Annotated in this window: 12 protein-coding genes; 9 read left to right on the forward strand and 3 right to left on the reverse strand. The window is 71.1% G+C overall.

Annotated features, from left to right (window positions below):
* Positions 1–212: 212 nt before the first annotated feature.
* From gap to pgi, 6 genes are all read left to right on the forward strand, one after another.
* A complete protein-coding gene (gene gap, locus AC5L3C_RS29075; protein WP_125507365.1) occupies positions 213–1,220 on the forward strand; it encodes a type I glyceraldehyde-3-phosphate dehydrogenase in 1,008 nt (335 codons plus the stop codon).
* Positions 1,221–1,369: 149 nt separating this feature from the next.
* Positions 1,370–2,581: a phosphoglycerate kinase gene (locus AC5L3C_RS29080; protein WP_493651887.1), complete on the forward strand. Its 1,212-nt coding sequence runs from the start codon at positions 1,370–1,372 to the stop codon at positions 2,579–2,581.
* Positions 2,582–2,587: 6 nt separating this feature from the next.
* Positions 2,588–3,364 (forward strand): triose-phosphate isomerase, encoded by a 777-nt coding sequence (tpiA, locus tag AC5L3C_RS29085; RefSeq protein ID WP_493651888.1) that lies wholly within the window; start codon positions 2,588–2,590, stop codon positions 3,362–3,364.
* A gap of 102 nt (positions 3,365–3,466) precedes the next feature.
* Positions 3,467–3,697 carry a preprotein translocase subunit SecG gene (gene secG, locus AC5L3C_RS29090; protein WP_125510439.1) on the forward strand — a complete coding sequence of 77 codons (231 nt, stop codon included), beginning with the start codon at positions 3,467–3,469 and terminating at the stop codon, positions 3,695–3,697.
* A gap of 228 nt (positions 3,698–3,925) precedes the next feature.
* Positions 3,926–4,261 (forward strand): RNA polymerase-binding protein RbpA, encoded by a 336-nt coding sequence (locus AC5L3C_RS29095; protein ID WP_078066843.1) that lies wholly within the window; start codon positions 3,926–3,928, stop codon positions 4,259–4,261.
* A gap of 116 nt (positions 4,262–4,377) precedes the next feature.
* The gene (gene pgi, locus AC5L3C_RS29100; protein ID WP_493651890.1) at positions 4,378–6,033 is read left to right on the forward strand and encodes a glucose-6-phosphate isomerase; all 1,656 of its coding nucleotides are present in this window, start codon (positions 4,378–4,380) and stop codon (positions 6,031–6,033) included.
* A 152-nt stretch (positions 6,034–6,185) separates the two neighbouring features.
* On the opposite strand, the gene AC5L3C_RS29105 is transcribed toward pgi, so the two are convergent.
* From AC5L3C_RS29105 to AC5L3C_RS29115, 3 genes are read right to left on the reverse strand one after another with little or no spacing between them, the layout of a single operon-like run.
* Positions 6,186–8,468, reverse strand: coding sequence for an ABC transporter permease (locus tag AC5L3C_RS29105; RefSeq protein ID WP_493651892.1), 2,283 nt, complete (start codon positions 8,466–8,468; stop codon positions 6,186–6,188).
* A gap of 38 nt (positions 8,469–8,506) precedes the next feature.
* Positions 8,507–9,259, reverse strand: a complete 753-nt coding sequence (locus AC5L3C_RS29110; RefSeq protein WP_125507375.1) for an ABC transporter ATP-binding protein — start codon at positions 9,257–9,259, stop codon at positions 8,507–8,509.
* Complete coding sequence (locus AC5L3C_RS29115) at positions 9,256–9,771, reverse strand: PadR family transcriptional regulator (RefSeq protein ID WP_125507377.1); 516 nt, start codon at positions 9,769–9,771, stop codon at positions 9,256–9,258. The genes AC5L3C_RS29110 and AC5L3C_RS29115 overlap by 4 nt, the downstream gene beginning before the upstream one ends.
* A 127-nt stretch (positions 9,772–9,898) precedes the next feature.
* Between AC5L3C_RS29115 and AC5L3C_RS29120 the strand changes: the two genes are divergently transcribed.
* The 3 genes from AC5L3C_RS29120 to AC5L3C_RS29130 all read left to right on the forward strand — a co-directional run bounded on the left by AC5L3C_RS29120 (position 9,899) and on the right by AC5L3C_RS29130 (position 14,366).
* Positions 9,899–11,170 carry an ABC transporter substrate-binding protein gene (locus AC5L3C_RS29120; RefSeq protein WP_493651894.1) on the forward strand — a complete coding sequence of 424 codons (1,272 nt, stop codon included), beginning with the start codon at positions 9,899–9,901 and terminating at the stop codon, positions 11,168–11,170.
* Positions 11,171–11,372: 202 nt separating this feature from the next.
* Positions 11,373–12,992: a glycoside hydrolase family 13 protein gene (locus AC5L3C_RS29125; RefSeq protein ID WP_493651895.1), complete on the forward strand. Its 1,620-nt coding sequence runs from the start codon at positions 11,373–11,375 to the stop codon at positions 12,990–12,992.
* Positions 12,993–13,037: 45 nt separating this feature from the next.
* Positions 13,038–14,366, forward strand: a complete 1,329-nt coding sequence (locus AC5L3C_RS29130) for an ABC transporter substrate-binding protein (RefSeq protein WP_493651897.1) — start codon at positions 13,038–13,040, stop codon at positions 14,364–14,366.

Below are 14,366 nucleotides of genomic sequence, written 5' to 3' on the forward strand. Positions count from 1 at the left end.
GCGGACCCACGATCCGTAACGAAATGAGGTGAGAGAGGTCCGGGAGGCGGGGCGGTCCGTACCCTACTGGCGGGTACGGACCGCCCTGCCGGGTATGGGGCAACTCGATGTCACGGCCGGGGCCCCGGAGAGGTAGGGTCGACAGTGGTCGGGGACATCCCAAATACAGCTCGCCGGCGTCACAGCCGGCGTACCAACGAGGAGATCGGTTCGTGACGATCCGCGTAGGCATCAACGGGTTTGGCCGCATCGGTCGCAACTACTTCCGCGCATTGCTGGAACAGGGCGCCGACATCGAGATCGTGGCCGTCAACGACCTGGGTGACACGGCGACCACGGCACACCTGCTGAAGTACGACACGATTCTGGGCCGCCTCAAGCAGGAGGTCTCGCACACCGAGGACACCATCACCGTCGGCGACAAGACGGTCAAGGTCCTCTCCGAGCGCAACCCCGCCGACATCCCGTGGGGCGAGCTGGGCGTCGACATCGTCATCGAGTCGACCGGCATCTTCACCAAGAAGGAAGACGCCGGGAAGCACATCGCCGGCGGCGCCAAGAAGGTCATCATCTCCGCCCCGGCGAAGAACGAGGACATCACCCTCGTCATGGGCGTGAACCACGACCAGTACGACCCGGCGAACCACCACGTCATCTCCAACGCCTCCTGCACCACCAACTGCGTGGCGCCGCTGGCGAAGGTCCTCGACGAGAACTTCGGCATCGTCAAGGGCCTGATGACGACGGTGCACGCGTACACGAACGACCAGCGCATCCTGGACTTCCCGCACAAGGACCTGCGCCGCGCCCGTGCCGCCGCCGAGAACATCATCCCGACCACCACCGGTGCCGCGAAGGCCACCGCCCTGGTGCTGCCGCAGCTCAAGGGCAAGCTGGACGGCATCGCGATGCGTGTCCCGGTCCCCACCGGCTCCGTCACCGACCTGGTGGTCGAGCTCTCCCGCGAGGTCACCAAGGAAGAGGTCAACGCCGCCTTCCAGAAGGCCGCCGAGGGCGAGCTGAAGGGCTACCTCGAGTACACCGAGGACCCGATCGTCTCCTCCGACATCGTCAACGCCCCGGCGTCCTGCACCTTCGACTCCTCCCTGACCATGGTCCAGGAGGGCAAGAACGTGAAGGTCATCGGCTGGTACGACAACGAGTGGGGCTACAGCAACCGCCTCGTCGACCTGACGGTCTTCGTGGGCAACCAGCTCTGAGCATGGAGCCGGCGGCCTGATATGAGTGCAGGGCTCGGCGGCGCGGCAACGCGCTGTCCGAGCCCTGACGCACGTATCGGAGCGCTCGCCCTCTTTCGATCACGAGCGATCACGAGCGAACACGAGCTGAGCTCTAGCAGGGAGCCCCTATGAAGACGATCGACGAACTCCTCTCCGAAGGTGTCGCGGGCAAGCGGGTCTTCGTCCGCGCCGACCTCAACGTGCCGCTGGACGGCACCATCATCACCGACGACGGCCGGATCCGCGCCGTGGTGCCCACCGTCAAGGCCCTCGCCGACGCGGGCGCCCGTGTGGTCGTCGCCTCGCATCTGGGCCGCCCCAAGGGCGCCCCGGACCCCGCCTTCTCGCTCGCCCCCGCCGGCGCGCGCCTCGGCGAACTCCTCGGTGCCGACGTCGCCTTCGCGACCGACACCGTCGGCGAGTCCGCCACCTCCACCGTCGCCGGCCTCACCGACGGACGCGTCGCGGTCGTCGAGAACCTGCGCTTCAACGCCGGCGAGACGTCCAAGGACGACGCCGAGCGCGGCGAGTTCGCCGGCCGGCTGGCCGCACTCGCCGACGTGTACGTGGGCGACGGCTTCGGCGCGGTGCACCGCAAGCACGCCTCGGTCTTCGACCTGCCGGCCCGCCTGCCGCACTACGCCGGCTACCTCATCGCCACCGAGGTCGGCGTGCTCAGGAAGCTCACCGACGAGGTCAAGCGGCCCTACGTGGTCGCCCTCGGCGGCGCCAAGGTCTCCGACAAGCTGGCCGTCATCGACCAGCTGCTCGGCAAGGCCGACCGCATCCTCATCGGCGGCGGCATGGCGTACACCTTCCTCAAGGCCAAGGGCTACGAAGTCGGCTCCTCCCTGTTGCAGGAGGACCAGATCCCCGCCGTGCGGGAGTACCTGGAGCGCGCCGGGAAGAGCGGCGTCGAGCTGGTGCTGCCGGTCGACACGCTGGTCGCCGCCGAGTTCCCCGACATGAAGGCCAAGGCGCCCACCCACCCCGCCACCGTCGCCGCGGACGCCATCCCGGCCGGCCACATGGGGCTGGACATCGGTCCCGAGACCCGCAAGCTGTACGCCTCGAAGCTCGCCGACGCCGCCACCGTCTTCTGGAACGGCCCCATGGGCGTCTTCGAGCACCCCGACTACGCCGAGGGCACCAAGGCCCTCGCCCAGGCCCTCATCGACTCCCCGGGCTTCACCGTGGTCGGCGGCGGCGATTCCGCCGCGGCCGTCCGTACCCTGGGCTTCGACGAGCAGGCATTCGGCCACATCTCGACCGGAGGCGGCGCCTCCCTCGAATACCTCGAGGGCAAGACGCTCCCCGGCCTCGCCGCACTGGAGGACTGACCCTCAATGACCACCCGTACGCCGCTGATGGCGGGCAACTGGAAGATGAACCTCAACCACCTCGAGGCCATCGCCCACGTCCAGAAGCTCGCCTTCGCCCTGGCCGACAAGGACTACGAGGCCGTCGAGGTCGCCGTCCTGCCGCCCTTCACGGACCTGCGCTCCGTGCAGACCCTCGTCGAGGGCGACAAGCTCAAGATCAAGTACGGCGCCCAGGACATCTCGGCGCACGACGGCGGTGCCTACACCGGCGAGATCTCCGGCCCGATGCTGGCCAAGCTGAAGTGCTCCTATGTGGCGGTCGGCCACTCCGAGCGCCGCCAGTACCACGCCGAGACCGACGAGATCGTCAACGCCAAGGTGAAGGCCGCCTTCAAGCACGGCATCACCCCCATCCTCTGCGTCGGCGAGGAGCTGGAGGTCCGCGAGGCGGGCAACCACGTCTCCCACACCCTCGCCCAGGTCGAGGGCGGTCTCAAGGACGTCCCGGCCGAGCAGGCCGAGACGATCGTGATCGCCTACGAGCCCGTGTGGGCCATCGGCACCGGCAAGGTCTGCGGCGCCGAGGACGCCCAGGAGGTCTGCGCCGCGATCCGCGGCAAGCTCGCCGAGCTGTACAGCCAGGACGTGGCCGACAGGATCCGCATCCAGTACGGCGGCTCGGTCAAGTCCGGCAACGTCGCCGAGATCATGGCGCAGGCCGACATCGACGGCGCCCTGGTCGGCGGCGCCTCGCTGGACGCCGACGAGTTCGTCAAGATCATTCGATTCCGCGATCAGTGAGTATGCGCTAACGGCGATTCGTCGTACCCTTGCGGGGTCCAGCAGTGCGCTGGGCCCCGCGTCGTCCATCCGAAATCCGAGGAAGTTGGTCCAGCCGTGGTTATGGGGTTCTCCATCGCCCTGATCGTCTTCAGCCTGCTGCTGATGCTGCTGGTGCTGATGCACAAGGGGAAGGGCGGCGGCCTCTCCGACATGTTCGGTGGTGGCATGCAGTCCTCCGTCGGCGGCTCCTCGGTCGCCGAACGCAACCTCGACCGGATCACCATCGTGGTCGGTCTGCTCTGGTTCGCGTGCATCGTCGTGCTCGGCATCATGATGAAGGTCAACAACTGAACTGACCGAGGGGCGGAAATCGCCCCGCACGAGCCACGCATTCCCCACGTAACGCCCCATGTTCGGTACGCGCAGCTGAGCGCGGCCTATCATGGGGCTTGCGTCTGGATGCGGGGACAGGTAACTCCTATCACTGGACGCGCGTTGGGTCTTACGTAGACTGAGGCGCTCGCAGCGGAGCGGAACGCCGACTCGCTTCGCGGCACCATTACGCAGGGAGTTACGACCGTGGCAAGTGGCAACGCGATCCGGGGAAGCCGGGTCGGGGCGGGGCCGATGGGTGAGGCCGAGCGCGGCGAGTCCGCGCCGCGGCTGCGCGTCTCCTTCTGGTGCTCCAACGGGCACGAGACACAGCCGAGCTTCGCAAGCGACGCGCAGGTGCCCGATACCTGGGACTGCCCCCGCTGCGGCTTTCCGGCGGGACAGGACCGCGACAACCCCCCGGACCCGCCGCGCACCGAACCGTACAAGACCCACCTCGCCTATGTGCGGGAGCGGCGCAGCGACGCGGACGGCGAGGCGATCCTCGCCGAGGCGCTGGCCAAACTGCGGGGCGAGATCTGACCGGTCCCAGGACCGGCCCGGACTCCGGACACCTTCCGTCCTCCTCACCGCTGATCAATTAGGTTGGGAACAGCCGGCACAGCGGGGACATCCAAGGAAGAAGGCTGAAGTCCGAGATGAACGCAGACGGCCGTACCAGGCTCAACCAGACGCCCGAGTGGACCGCACTGGCCAAGCACCGCGAGGAGCTCGGCGAGGTGCGGCTGCGCGAGCTGTTCGCCGCCGACCCCGGCCGCGGCACCGGATACACCCTCCGGGTCGGTGACCTGTACGTCGACTACTCCAAGCACCTGGTCACCGACGAGACCCTGCGGCTGCTGCGGGAGCTGGCCGCCGCGACCGACGTGTTCGGGCTGCGCGACGCCATGTTCCGCGGCGAGAAGATCAACACCACCGAGAACCGGGCGGTGCTGCACACCGCGCTGCGGGCCCCCCGGGACGCGGTGATCGAGGTCGACGGGGAGAACGTCGTCCCGGCCGTGCACGCCGTGCTGGACCGGATGGCCGACTTCGCCGCCCGCGTCCGCTCCGGCGAGTGGACCGGCCACACCGGCCGGCGCATCCGCACCGTCGTCAACGTCGGTATCGGCGGCTCCGACCTCGGTCCGGCGATGGCGTACGAGGCGCTGCGCGCCTTCACCGACCGCGACCTCACCGTCCGCTTCGTGTCCAACGTGGACGGCGCCGACCTGCACGAGGCCGTCCGGGACCTGGACCCGGCCGAGACGCTGTTCATCATCGCGTCCAAGACCTTCACCACCATCGAGACGGTCACCAACGCCACCTCCGCGCGTTCCTGGCTGCTCGGCGGCCTCGGCGGCGACGAGAAGGCGGTCGCGAAGCACTTCGTGGCGCTGTCGACCAACGCCGAGAAGGTCGCCGAGTTCGGCATCGACACGGCGAACATGTTCGAGTTCTGGGACTGGGTCGGCGGACGCTACTCCTACGACTCCGCCATCGGCCTGTCCCTGATGATCGCCATCGGCCCGGACCGCTTCCGGGAGATGCTCGACGGCTTCCGCCTCGTCGACGAGCACTTCCGCACCGCGCCCGCCGAGTCCAACGTGCCGCTGCTGCTGGGCCTGCTCGGCATCTGGTACGGGAACTTCCACGACGCGCAGTCGCACGCGGTGCTGCCGTACTCGCACTACCTGTCGAAGTTCACCGCCTACCTCCAGCAGCTGGACATGGAGTCCAACGGCAAGTACGTCGGCCGGGACGGCCGCGAGGTGGAGTGGCAGACCGGCCCCGTCGTCTGGGGCACGCCGGGCACCAACGGGCAGCACGCCTACTACCAGTTGATCCACCAGGGGACGAAGCTGATCCCGGCCGACTTCATCGGCTTCGCCGAGCCCGTCGCCGAGCTGAGCGACGAACTCAAGGCGCAGCACGACCTGTTGATGGCCAACTTCTTCGCCCAGACCCAGGCCCTGGCCTTCGGCAAGACCCCGGACGAGGTGCGCGGCGAAGGAGTGCCGGAGGAACTCGTCCCGCACAAGACGTTCAAGGGCGGCCACCCCACCACCACGATCCTCGCGCGCGAGCTCACCCCGTCCGTGCTCGGCCAGCTCGTCGCCTTGTACGAGCACAAGGTGTTCGTGCAGGGCGCGGTCTGGAACATCGACTCCTTCGACCAGTGGGGCGTCGAACTGGGCAAGGTCCTCGCCAAGCGCGTGGAGCCCGCCCTCACCGAGGGCGCCGAGGTACCGGGCCTGGACGCCTCCACCACGGCCCTCGTCGCCACCTACCGGGAGCTGCGCGGCCGGCGGTGACCCGGATACGGCCGAGCGGGCGGCGGTGCGCCGCCCGCTTGCCGTGGGCTCCCTGGCCCTTCGGGCCTCGTCCTCGAACGCCGGACGGGCTGGAGTGCCAGCCCTTCCGGCGTTTGAGGAGCGGAGGGCCGGAGGCAGCGCCCCGGGAGGGGTCAGGCCACCGCGCTCAGCGTGTCCGCGAGGCGGCGGCGGGTGGCTCGGGTGGCCGGGAGGGCGGCCAGGGCGGCGGCGCCCAGGACCGCGGCCGTGCCGAGCGCCAACAGCAGGACGGGGGAGGGCGCTTGTGCGATCCCGGCGCCGATGCCGCTCGTCCGGCCCTGGGCGTCGATCAGCCACTGGGCCAGCGGCAGCCCCAGGGCCGTGGCGAGGAGCACCGCCGCGAGGGCGGTACCGGCGGTCGCCGTGACCGTGATCCCCGTGATCTGCCGGGGGGAGAGACCCACGGCCTTGAGCGCCAGCAGATCGCGCTCGCCCTCGCGGACCGTGCCGCCGATCGCCGTCAGCAGCTCGATCAGCCCGATCAGCGCGAGGACCGCGATCAGACCGAGGACGACGGCGCGCAGCGGTGACAGCCCGTCGGCCGGATTGGCCACGGCGTGCACGTCCAGATGGCCGCGGCCCGCCGTGTCCAGGCGGGCGGCGACCGTGTCCGGGGCGGCGCCCGGGTCCAGCCGCAGCTGGTAGACGCTCGGCCGCAGGTCCGGGTCGTTGGCCCGGAGGGTGTCGAGCGAGGTGGAGATGACCCGGCCGGCGTTCTCCGGCTCGATGCTGCGGCCGACGATGTGCAGGATCTGCGGCTGGTCGCCGACCGTCATCCGCACCCAGTCGCCGACCTCGACGTGCAGCAGGTCGAGCAGCCCCTGCCCGGCCACCGCCTCGTCCGGCCCGCGCGCGGCGCGCCCCTCGGCCAGCGTGAACGGGTACGGCTCCCGCGCGGTGCCCAGCCCCCGCAGGGCGATGGTGGCGGTCTGGCCGGGGACCAGGGCGGCCACCTCCACCCCCGGATAGACGGCGGCGACCTGCGGATCGTCCTCCAGCAGGGCGCGGGTCTCCCGGTCGCCCAGCGAGGCGTCGGACCGCACCCCGAGCGCCGTGGGCATGCCCATCCGCTCGGGGCTGCTGTGGAACCGGTCGATGGTGGTCCACGCGCTCAGCGCCACCACGATCAGCAGCAGCGGCAGCGCCAGCCTGGCCACCGCGCCCAGCGAGCGCGGCCGCCGGGTGAACGTCTTGTGCCAGCCCAGGATCAGCGCCGGCGGCACCCGTGTGCCCAGCGCCCGCCGGGCCACCGCGGTCAGCCCGCCGGCCGGGGACCCCACGGAGCGCGGCACCGGCACCGGCGGGATCCGCCCCGCCCGCCAGGCGGCCAGCCCGGTGGTCGCGCCGATGAACAGCACCGCCCCGACCGGCACCACGAACAGCGCCGCGGTGTGTCCGGGCAGGCCCTGCCACACACCGACCGCGTCCCCGATCCGCCCCGGCACGGCGCTGCCCAGCGCCTCGGTGAGCGCGGCCGCCGCCACGGCACCGAGCAGGGCGTAGGCCAGGTGCTGGATCAGGAAGACGCGGACGACCTGGCCGGGCGTGAAGCCGATCGCCTTGAGGACGGAGATGTCCCGCAGGTGCCCCCGGATCCGGGTGGTGATCGCCCCGTGCACCGCGAAACCGGCCGCGACCAGCGCGCCCAGCCCGAACAGGCCAAGCACCTGGCCGAGCAGCCGGTTGTCGCCCTGCGCCTCGGCGCGCGCCTGCTGCCAGGTGGCGACCTCGCCGATCGCCCCCGCGCCCAGCTCGGTCACCGCCCGCTGCACGGCGTACCCGGTGTCGCCGGGGTCGGTCAGCCGCAGTCCCACCACCTGGCCGCCCGGGTCGCCCACGGCCGAGGGCAGTGCCCAGACGATGCCCGCCCGCTCACCCGGCCGGTAGCGCGGCTCGGCGCTGTCGGCGATGCCCACCACGGTCAGCTCCCGCGCCGTACCGGGCACGGTGAGGGTGTCACCGGGGGCCGTGAGCAGCGCCCGCGCGAGGCGGCTCTCCAGGACCACCCCGTCGGGGGTGGCCGTGTCCAGCCAGTGCCCGGACGTGATCAGGGGGCGGCCCACGTCGGGGCGGCCGGAGGTGCCGCGCAGCTCCACCGAGGCGCGGCCGCCCTGCGAGGCCAGGGTGACCGGGGCCGTCGGGTAGGGGCCGGCCATGGCGTCCACGCCGTCCAGGCTCGCCAGCCGGCCCGCGTCGGCGGCGGCGGTGGTGTGCAGCGTGACGTGCGCGCCGCGCGCCTGGGTGAACACACGCTGCCAGGGGTTGGTGGCGTACCCGAACAGGGCCGTGGCCAGCAGCAGGGACGCGACGATGCCCGCGGTGGCGAGGACCAGGAACAGGGCCTCGCCGCGGTGCGTCCGCAGATCGGAGTGCGCCCAGCGCAGCGTCGCTCGCACGGCCTCAGCCTCCGGCGGGTCGGTCGTGGACGCGCATGTCAGTCCTTGAGCTCCAGCACGCCCGATATCCCGGTCCGGCGCGGCGGGGTGCCGCCGTCGAGTGCGGCGTCGTCGGCGATCCGGCCGTCGAAGAAGCTGATCACCCGGTCCGCGGCGCTCGCCAGCCGTGCGTCGTGCGTGACCAGCAGGATGGTCTGCCCCCGCCCGTGGAAGCGGGACAGCAGCCGCATCACCTCGCGGGTGCCCCTGCTGTCCAGGCTGCCCGCGGGCTCGTCGGCCAGCAGCAGCGGCGGGTGGTTGACCAGCGCCCGGGCCAGGGCGACCCGCTGCTGCTCACCGCCGGACAGCTCGCCCGGCATGCTGTGCTCCTTGCCCTGGAGGCCGAGCTCGGCGAGGAGCTCCTCCCGCCCGGCGCGGGCCTTCTTCGGCGGCACCCCGGCGAGCAGGGCGGGCAGCTCCACGTTGTCGGCGACCGACAGGTCGGAGACCAGGTTGAAGAACTGGAAGACGATCCCGATCCGCTTGCGGCGCTCGACCGCCCAGCGGGCCTCGCTGTAGCCGTCGGTGCACTCGCCGTCCAGCCAGATGCTGCCCTCGTCGGGCCGCTGGAGCCCGCCGAGCAGATGCAGCAGCGTCGACTTCCCGGCCCCGGACGGGCCGGTGACCGCCACGAACTCGCCCGCCGTCACCTCCAGGTCGACGCCGCGCACGGCGTGCGCCGGGGCGCCTTCGCCGTGGTGCGTCTTGACCAGGCCCTCGGCGCGCAGCACGGGAGTGGTGGTCTCACTCACTCCAGCTCCTCCAGCTCTTCCTGGCACCGCTCCAGCCAGTCGAGGTCGGCCTGCAGATGCAGCATCGCGCCCTCGATCAGCAGTTGGGAGATGCGGTTGTCCCGGTCCTCCGCGGCGGCCAGCTTCGACAGCTGCCGCATGGTGTTCAGATACTGGCGCCGCTGCCGGTTGATCAGGGCGATCTGGTCGGCGAGGCCGGTCTGCGGGGCCAGGGCCAGTTTCATGAAGAACTCGTCCCGCACCCGCGGCTCGTCCGCCGTCTCCTCGAACCAGGCGCGCAGCGCCTCCCGCCCGGCGTCGGTGAGGTGGTAGACCTTCTTGTTGGGCCGGCTCGACTGCTCGACGTCCTCGCCCTCGATCAGTCCGTTCTTCTCGAGGCGGCCGAGGGTGACGTAGATCTGGCCGACGTTCGGCTGAGGGTACGCGGAGCCCAGCAGTTGCTCAAGGTCCAGCTTGAGCTCGTAGCCGTGGGCGGGGCCGCGGGCGAGCAGGGCCAGGAGGGGCAGCCGCACTCGTGCTCTCCTCCTCGCGCTTCCTGGGTAATGTGCCGCAGGACCTAGTATCGCCCATACCTAACGGGTATACATGGCTTCTGACCCCGGCAAGGGTGCCCGGGTGCCGGTGTACAGGGAGGAACCTATGCGGTGGATGCATGCCGCGGGTAGGGGCCTTCTTGTCCTCCTCGTCGTCCTGACCGGGCATGTCGCCTCCGGCGCGCGGGCCGACCAGGCCGACGGGAGCGGCCGCGGCCCCCTCACCCTGGCCACCGCCGGAGACCTCACCGGCTACCTCCAGTCCGTCCTCGACGGCTGGAACCGCACCCATCCCGGCGAGAAGGTGACCCTCGTCGAGCTGCCGGACTCCGCCGACGAGACGCGCGCGCAGATGATCACCGATCTGCGCGGCGGCGCGCGCGGCCGGTTCGACGTGCTCAACATCGACGTCAGCTGGACCTCGGAGTTCGCCGCCGCGGGCTGGATCCGTCCGCTGCCCCGCGACCGCTTCCCGCTCGGCACCTTCCTGCCCCCGGTCGTGCACACGGCGACCTACGGCGACCGGCTCTACGCCGTCCCCTACGTCACCAACGCCGGGCTGCTGCTGTACCGCAAGGACGTCCTCGCCGACGCGGGCGTCGCGCCGCCGCGCACCTGGGCCGAGCTGGAGCGGGCCGCGAAGACCCTGGCCCCCGAGCACGGTCTCGACGGGTACGCGGGCCAGTTCCTGCCCTACGAGGGCCTGACCGTGAACGCGGCCGAGGCCGTCTACTCGGCGGGCGGCACCATCCTCGGGGACGAGGGGCAGCGCGTCACCGTGAACTCCGGGGCGGCCCGGGAGGGCATCGGCTTCCTCGCCCGCGGGGTCCGCGAGGGCTGGATCCCCCAGGAGGCGCTGACGTACAAGGAGGAGGAGTCCAAGCGGGCCTTCCAGGAGGGCCGGCTGCTGTTCCTGCGCAACTGGCCCTACGCCTACGTCGCCGCCTCCGCCCCGGGCTCCGAGGTCGTCGGCAAGGTCGGCGCCGTACCGCTGCCGGGACCGGACGGTCCGGGCACCAGCGTCCTGGGCGGCTCCAACCTGGCCGTCAGCAGCCACGCCCGGCACCCCGACTCCGCCGCGCGTCTGATCGCGTACCTCACCAGCGAGCGCGTCCAGCGCCAGGTGCTCACGCGCGGCGCGCTGCCGCCCGTACGGGCCGGCCTGTACGACGATCCGGAACTCGTCCGGCGCTTCCCGTATCTGCCGACCCTGCGCGAGAGCGTGCTCGCCGCCGCTCCGCGCCCCAAGAGCCCGCACTACGACCAGGTGAGCCTGGTGGTGCAGGCGGTGGTGCACGACGCGATGACCGGGCGGCAGTCGCCCGAGGCCGCGGTGCGCCGGCTGGCGGGCGAGCTCGCCGCGGTCTCCTCCCGCTGAGCGTCCTCCCGGCTTTCCCTCCCTCTCTAGTTACATGTTAGGTAACGCGGACGTCTCGAATGCGTCCGTTATCACCTCTTAAGTTCGTATATGGACATCCCAACTGTGCGGTAGCTTGCGCCAGTTCATTGACACCCTCGCGACACGCTTACTTAACATGCATGCATAACGAACAGCGCTCCTCAACAGACAGGTCAATGGGGTGAACAGGCACCACTGGTGGCGTGACGCGGTGATCTACCAGGTGTACGTCCGCAGCTTTCTGGACAGCACCGGTGACGGCATCGGCGATCTCGCCGGGGTCAGGGCGGGACTGCCCTACCTGAAGAAGCTCGGCGTGGACGGGATCTGGCTGAGCCCCTTCTACCCCTCACCGCAGCACGACCACGGCTACGACGTGGCCGACTACCGCGACGTCGACCCGCTCTTCGGCGACCTCGCGGAGTTCGACCTGCTGGTGGCCGCCGCCCGCCGGCTCGGCATCAAGGTGCTGCTGGACATCGTCCCCAACCACTGCTCCCACGAGCACCCCTGGTTCCGCGCGGCCCTCGCCGCCGGACCGGGCAGCCCCGAACGCGCCCGCTTCCACTTCGCCGACGGCCGCGGACCGGACGGCGCGGAGCCGCCCAACAACTGGCACGCCATGTTCGGCGGCCCCGCCTGGACCCGCGTCACCGAACCGGACGGCCGGCCCGGCCAGTGGTACCTGCACATGTTCACGCCCGAACAGCCGGACTGGAACTGGCGCGAGCCCGAGGTCGCCGCCGAGTTCGAGCGCACCCTGCGCTTCTGGCTGGACCGCGGCGCCGACGGCTTCCGCATCGACGTGGCAGCCGGCCTGTTCAAGCACCCGGAGCTGCCCGACTCCCCGGACCCGGAGGCCGACGCCCGCACCCGCGACTCGGTCAACCCGCTCGCCTGGAACCAGCCCGAGGTGCACGACGTGTGGCGGCGCTGGCGCGCCGTGTGCGAGGAGTACACCGCCCGCGACGGCCAGGAGCGCCTCCTGGTCGGCGAGGTCTCCGTCCCCACCGCCCGTGAGCACGCCCGCTACGTCCGCCCCGACGAGCTCCACCAGGCCTTCTTCTTCGACCTGCTCGGCGCCGAGTGGGACGCCGACGCCTTCCGCAAGGTCATCTCCGAGGCCATGCAGGACATCGCGGGCACCGGCTCCACCGTCACCTGGGTGCTCAACAACCACGACCAGGTCCGCACCGTCACCCGCTACGGCGAACCCGCCGACGGCCGCGGCATCGGCGCCGCCCGCGCCCGCGCCGCCGCCCTGCTCATGCTCGCCCTCCCCGGCGCCGCGTACATCTACCAGGGCGAGGAGCTGGGGCTGCCCGAGGTCGTCGATCTGCCCGACGACGTGCTCACCGACCCGATATTCCGGCGCACCGGCAGCCGCGCCCGGATCAGGGACGGCTGCCGGGTGCCGCTGCCCTGGTCCGGGCAGGCCTCCCCGTTCGGCTTCACCTCCGGCGCCGAGAGCGCCAAGCCGTGGCTGCCGCAGCCCGAGTACTTCGCCGAGTACGCCACCCACCGCGCCCTCGCCGACACCCGCTCCTCCTGGCACCTGTACCGCGACGGCCTGCAACTGCGCTCCGCCCTGCACCAGCTGGGCGAGGGCACCCTGCGCTGGCTGGACACCCAGCCCGGGGTCCTCGCCTTCGTCCGCGGCGACGACCTGGTCTGCGCCGTCAACTTCGGCACCGCCCCCGTACCCGCTCCGGTCGCCGGCACCCCGCTGCTCGCCAGCGGTCCCTGCCCGCCCGGAGTGCTCCCCGGCTCGACCGCCGCCTGGTGGATCGATGGCTCCTGAGAAGCACCTCCGGTCAACTCCCGCACCCCCGAAGGGACATCGAAGATGATGCGACGACGTACCACCCTGCTCACCGGATGCACCGCCCTCGTCCTGGCGCTCGGCGCCACCGCCTGCGGCGGCGACGACCCCGTCTCGGCCGGCGGCGGCGACAAGTCGCTCGACGGGCAGACCGTCACCGTGGCCGGTGTCTGGTCCGGCAGCGAGCAGGAGAACTTCCAGAAGGTGCTCGACGCCTTCAGCGAGAAGACCGGCGCCAAGACCCAGTTCGTCTCCACCGGCGACAACGTCTCCACCGTCGTCGGCAGCAAGATCGAGGGCGGCAACGCCCCCGACGTCGTCATGGTCCCGCAGGTCGGTGTGCTCAAGCAGTTCGCCGAGAAGGGCTGGCTCAAGCCGCTGGACCAGAAGGTGCAGAGCGCCGTCGGCGCCAACTTCGCCGAGGTGTGGCAGAACTACGGCAGCGTCGACGACACCCTGTACGGCCTCTACTTCAAGGCCGCCCACAAGTCGACCGTCTGGTACAGCCCCGCCGCCCTCGAACAGGCCGGCGTCACCCCGCCCGAGACCTACGACGCCATGCTGGAGAACGGGCGGACCATCTCCGACTCCGGACTCGCCGCGTTCTCCGTCGCCGGACAGGACGGCTGGACCCTCACCGACTGGTTCGAGAACGTCTACCTCTCCCAGGCCGGGCCCGAGAAGTACGACGCCCTCGCCGCCCACGAGATCAAGTGGACCGACCCCACGGTGGTCGAGGCGCTCACCACCCTCGGCAAGCTCTTCAAGGACAAGCAGCTCATCGCCGGCGGCCAGAAGGAGGCCCTCAACACCGACTTCCCCGGCTCCGTCGAGAAGGTCTTCGGCCCGGAGGCCGAGGCCGCCATGGTCTACGAGGGCGACTTCGTCGCGGGCGTCGCCAAGGACCAGTTCGGCAAGAAGATCGGCACCGACGCGAACTTCTTCCCCTTCCCGCCGGTCGGCGACGGCAAGGCACCCGTGGTCAGCGGCGGCGACGCGGCCGTTGTCCTGAAGGACGGCAAGAACAGCGAGGCCGGCATGGCCCTGCTGGAGTACCTGGCGACCCCCGAGGCCGCCGCCGTCTGGGCCGAGGCGGGCGGCTTCCTCTCCCCGAACAAGAAGCTCGACCCCTCCTCCTACGGCGACGACGTCACCCGCGCCACCGCCGAGTCGCTGATCGCCGCCGGTGACTCCGTCCGCTTCGACATGTCCGACCAGGCACCCGCCGCCTTCGGCGGCACCAAGGGCGCCGGCGAGTGGAAGATCCTCCAGGACTTCCTGCGCGACCCCGCCGACCCCGCGAAGACCGCGGCCGCGCTCGAGGACGCCGCGGCCAAGGCCTACGGGAACTGA

This window comes from Streptomyces speibonae (assembly GCF_984686075.1).